Below are 3,724 nucleotides of genomic sequence, written 5' to 3'. Positions count from 1 at the left end.
GGCCTCACCCCTGCGGCCGGTGCCCAGTCATCCATTCCCGAACCGCTCGGCGCGCTCCCCGGTGCGGGCGCAGGGGTCCCGATCGGCACCCTGCTGGACTACGCGTCGGGCCCGCCGTCGGCCGCGTCCGTCCGGGCGGCCGGTCACATGGGCGCGGTGCGGTACTGCTCGAACCGCCGTCCCGGGGCCGAGTGGATGACCGGCAAGCCGCTCCTGCGTCGTGAGGTCGACGACTTCCGGGCGCACGGACTCAACATGGTCTCCTGTTACCAGTTCGGCAGGGACACCACGGCCGACTGGAAGGAGGGCGCCGCGGGCGGCGACCGCCACGCCCCGATCGGACTCGGTATCCACCGGTCGGCGGGCGGACCCAGCGGTGTGCCCATGTACGTGGCCATCGACGACAACCCCACCCGGTGGCAGTTCGACAACCAGATCGCCCCGTACCTCGAGCGCTGGCGCGTCCACCTGCACGGTGCGGGGATGAAACTCGGCGTGTACGCCAACGCCCCGACCATCGACTGGTGCCGCCAGCGTGGACTGGGCCAGTACTTCTGGCAGCACGACTGGGGCTCCGGGGGGCGCCTCAACCCCAGCGCCACGATTCATCAGCTCCCGATCCGCCAGCAGGTGACGGTCGGGGGTGTGGTCTCGGACCTCAACCGCGTCTACGCGATCGACTACGGCCAGTGGTGGCCGACGGACCCGGCCGCCCTCCTCGGCGCCGCACTGGGCAGCGTGGGCTGAGTCCACTCGCACCACGGCCCACTCGCACCACGGCCCGCTCTCACCACGGCCCGGTCGCAGCGCACGCCCGGCCGGGCGGCGGGTCGCCACCCGGTCCGGCTAGTCGACGGTGATCTCGCCCATCGTCCCCCACTGCTCGCCCTCGGCCGTCGTGTTGATGATCCGCGGGGTGCGCTGGAGATACCGCGCTGCGGAGCCGGTGAACTCCGTGAAGTGGGACGACCCGACGTGTTCGGCGGGAGCGTCCCCGTCCCGGAACGCCTCGCAGAGCAGGAAGGTGGTCGGGGCGTCGGGCGAGCGGTACCAGTCGAACCACAGGTTGCCGGGTTCGGCCCTGGTGGCCTCGGTGAAGTCACGGGTGATCTCGAGCCACGAGTCGGCGTACTCGGGCTTGACGTCGAATACCACGTTGATGAGCATCATGACCCCATCCTGCCCGAGACGGCGGGACCGGTGCGACCGGCGTCGGGTGCCGTGCGTGCCGTACCGGATCGGCGAGGTGACTCGACCAGCAGAGCGGAACGGGCCTACCCTGTACCGGGTGACCATCGAGCTGAGCATCGAGAACCCCTGCGTCCCGCAGACGGAAGCCGACGCCTCCGTCCGTGCCGTGTGGGATCGGTTGTCCGTGGACGCCACGCAGAGCCGCGACGAGCCCCTCATCGCGGGGCTCGTCCTGGATCTGGTCGACGGGTGCGACGATCTGGGGGAATCCCTCGCTCGGCTCGCGGCCTCGCGGATCGCGACCCCCGAGATCGGCCGGCACGTCCTGGAGAAGGAGATCCGGGCGGTCCTGGTCGACCATCCGCACGTGCTGGAGGCGGTCGCCGCGGATCTCGTGGTGAGCTTCGAGCGCAACCCGGCCTATCCCAACTACCTGGTGCCCTACCTGTTCGCCAAGGGTTTCCTCGGGCTGCAGATCCACCGTGTCGCGCACGAGATGTGGAGGTCGGGACGGGTGATGGCGGCCTCGTTCCTCCAGAGTCGGGTCTCCGAGGTCTTCGCCATGGACATCCATCCGGCGGCGCGCGTGGGCTCCGGGATCCTGGTGGACCACGCCACCGGCATCGTCGTGGGCGAGACCTGCGTGATCGGTGACGGCGTCTCGATCCTCCAGGGGGTCACGCTCGGGGGGACCGGCAACGAGGACGGAGACCGCCACCCCAAGATCGGCTCGGGAGTGCTGCTGTCGGCCGGGTCCATCGTGTTGGGCAACGTGCACGTGGGCGACTGCTCGCGGGTGGCCGCCGGATCGGTGGTGCTGGACCGGGTGCCGCCGCACACGACCGTCGCCGGGGTGCCGGCCAAGGTGGTCCGGCGTCATGCGGATTCGTTGGTCCCCGCCGACCAGATGGACCACGACATCGACCCGGCCGCCGAGTAGGCGTCGCGGTCCACTCGGGCGAACGGGATTCGGGCGGAGGGCACTGCATGCGGGTACTCGTGGTCGACGACGAACCGGCGCTCCTCGAGAGCGTCCGGCGTGGGCTCGCCGCCGGGGGATGGGCGGTCGAGACGGCCCCGGACGGGGAGACCGGCCTCGAGATGGCCTCCGAGGGCGACTTCGACGTGGTGGTCCTCGACATCATGATGCCGCGGCGCAGTGGCTACGAGGTGGTGCGCGAGATGCGTCGCCGCGAGATCTGGACCCCCGTGCTCATGCTCACCGCCAAGGACGGGGAGTACGACGAGGCGGACGCGTTCGACCTGGGCGCCGACGACTACCTGGTCAAACCGTTCTCGTTCGTCGTCCTGGAGGCCAGGCTCAGGGCGCTGGTCAGGCGAGGGGCCCCCGAGCGGCCCGTCTCGTTCGTCGCAGGTGACCTCGAGGTCGATCCCGCCGCACGGGAGGTGCGTCGGGGCCCCGAGCGGATACCGGTGACGGCGCGGGAGTACGCGGTGCTGGAGTACCTCATCCGGAACCGGAACCAGGTCGTGTCCAAGCCCCAGATCCTGCGGGCGGTGTGGGATGCCGCGTACGACGGCGACGACAACATCGTGGAGGTCTACGTGGGGTATCTCCGCCGGAAGATCGACACCCCCTTCGGCGCCCGATCGATCGAGACCGTGCGCGGGCAGGGTTATCGACTGGTGGACAGCGCGGTGGCGGGGGCCGAGGGCTGACCGCCCCCGGCCCCCGGCCCCCGGCCCTGATTACTCGGTCAGCGCCAGCGCCTGGCGGTAGGTCAACTTGCCGCCGGTCTGCATGATCGACCGCCGGTAGACCCGTTCCGCGACCACCATCACGGCCCCGGCGGCGATCAGGGTGATCACCGCGGCGATGACCGGCTCCCACCAGTGGGCCGTCCCCTCGACCAGACGGATCGGCATCGTCACGGTCGACATGATCGGCACGTACGAGCCGATCACCTGCCACGTGCCCTGGAGGAACAGTCCCGCGAAGGACGCGATCATGATGAGGGTGAGCAGGGGGGATGAGGTGGACTGGACGTCCTCCGCCCGGGTGGCCAGCGCCCCGGCGACGGCGAACAGGCAGGCCAGTGCCACGAAGCCGATCACGAACAGCACCAGGTACCAGCCCGCGGCGCCGGCTACGGAGGGCAGGAGTGCCGAGTAGTCGGTGAACGTCAGACCGATCAGTCCGATGGCCACGAAGATCGCCATCTGCCCCAGTGCGAGCGCCGTGGCGCCGACGACCTTGCCGACGAGCAGTTGGCGCAACGGGATGGCGGCGGCGAGGATCTCGACGATCCTCGACTGCTTCTCCTCCACGACACTGTTGGCGATGGCGTAACCGAAGAGGATCGCGGCCATGTAGAAGAGGAAGACGAAGACGAACCCGGCGACGAGCTGGACGCCCTCGTTCGCCGCCCCGTCCGGGTCGAGCAGTCGTTCCTCGACGACGGACCCGGCGGTCAGCTCGGAGACGGTGGCGCCCACGGCCGCCGCGTTGCGCTCGAGCGCGTCGGCGGCGACCACGGAACCCACCGCGGCGGCGATGCCGGGGTCGACCCCG

5 protein-coding genes are annotated in these 3,724 nt (G+C 70.4%); 3 read left to right on the top strand and 2 right to left on the bottom strand.

Annotated features, from left to right (window positions below):
* Positions 1–747, top strand: a 747-nt coding sequence (locus tag G6026_RS11415; protein WP_182613242.1) for a DUF1906 domain-containing protein, incomplete at its 5' end; no start/stop codon positions are given.
* Positions 748–846: 99 nt separating this feature from the next.
* On the opposite strand, the gene G6026_RS11410 is transcribed toward G6026_RS11415, so the two are convergent.
* The gene (locus G6026_RS11410) at positions 847–1,170 is read right to left on the bottom strand and encodes a putative quinol monooxygenase (RefSeq protein WP_107757613.1); all 324 of its coding nucleotides are present in this window, start codon (positions 1,168–1,170) and stop codon (positions 847–849) included.
* 118 nt (positions 1,171–1,288) lie between these two features.
* On the opposite strand from G6026_RS11410, the gene G6026_RS11405 reads away from it, so the two are divergent.
* Complete coding sequence (locus G6026_RS11405) at positions 1,289–2,131, top strand: serine O-acetyltransferase (RefSeq protein ID WP_107757612.1); 843 nt, start codon at positions 1,289–1,291, stop codon at positions 2,129–2,131.
* Positions 2,132–2,178: 47 nt separating this feature from the next.
* The gene (locus G6026_RS11400) at positions 2,179–2,871 is read left to right on the top strand and encodes a response regulator transcription factor (protein ID WP_107757611.1); all 693 of its coding nucleotides are present in this window, start codon (positions 2,179–2,181) and stop codon (positions 2,869–2,871) included.
* A 30-nt stretch (positions 2,872–2,901) separates the two neighbouring features.
* Here the strand turns inward: G6026_RS11400 and G6026_RS11395 are convergent.
* Positions 2,902–3,724, bottom strand: an 823-nt coding sequence (locus G6026_RS11395) for an ABC transporter permease (RefSeq protein WP_182613241.1), incomplete at its 5' end; no start/stop codon positions are given.

This window comes from Dietzia sp. DQ11-38-2, assembly GCF_014145055.1.
GTDB lineage: Bacteria > Actinomycetota > Actinomycetes > Mycobacteriales > Mycobacteriaceae > Dietzia.
The sequence above is the reverse complement of the archived record's forward strand: the minus strand, read 5'-3'. Positions and strand labels throughout refer to the sequence as shown.

Coding starts and splice junctions, on each gene's coding strand:
- G6026_RS11410 (WP_107757613.1), bottom strand. CDS start 1,170: ATGATGCTCATCAACGTGGTATTCGACGTCAAGCCCGAGTACGCCGAC.
- G6026_RS11400 (WP_107757611.1), top strand. CDS start 2,179: ATGCGGGTACTCGTGGTCGACGACGAACCGGCGCTCCTCGAGAGCGTC.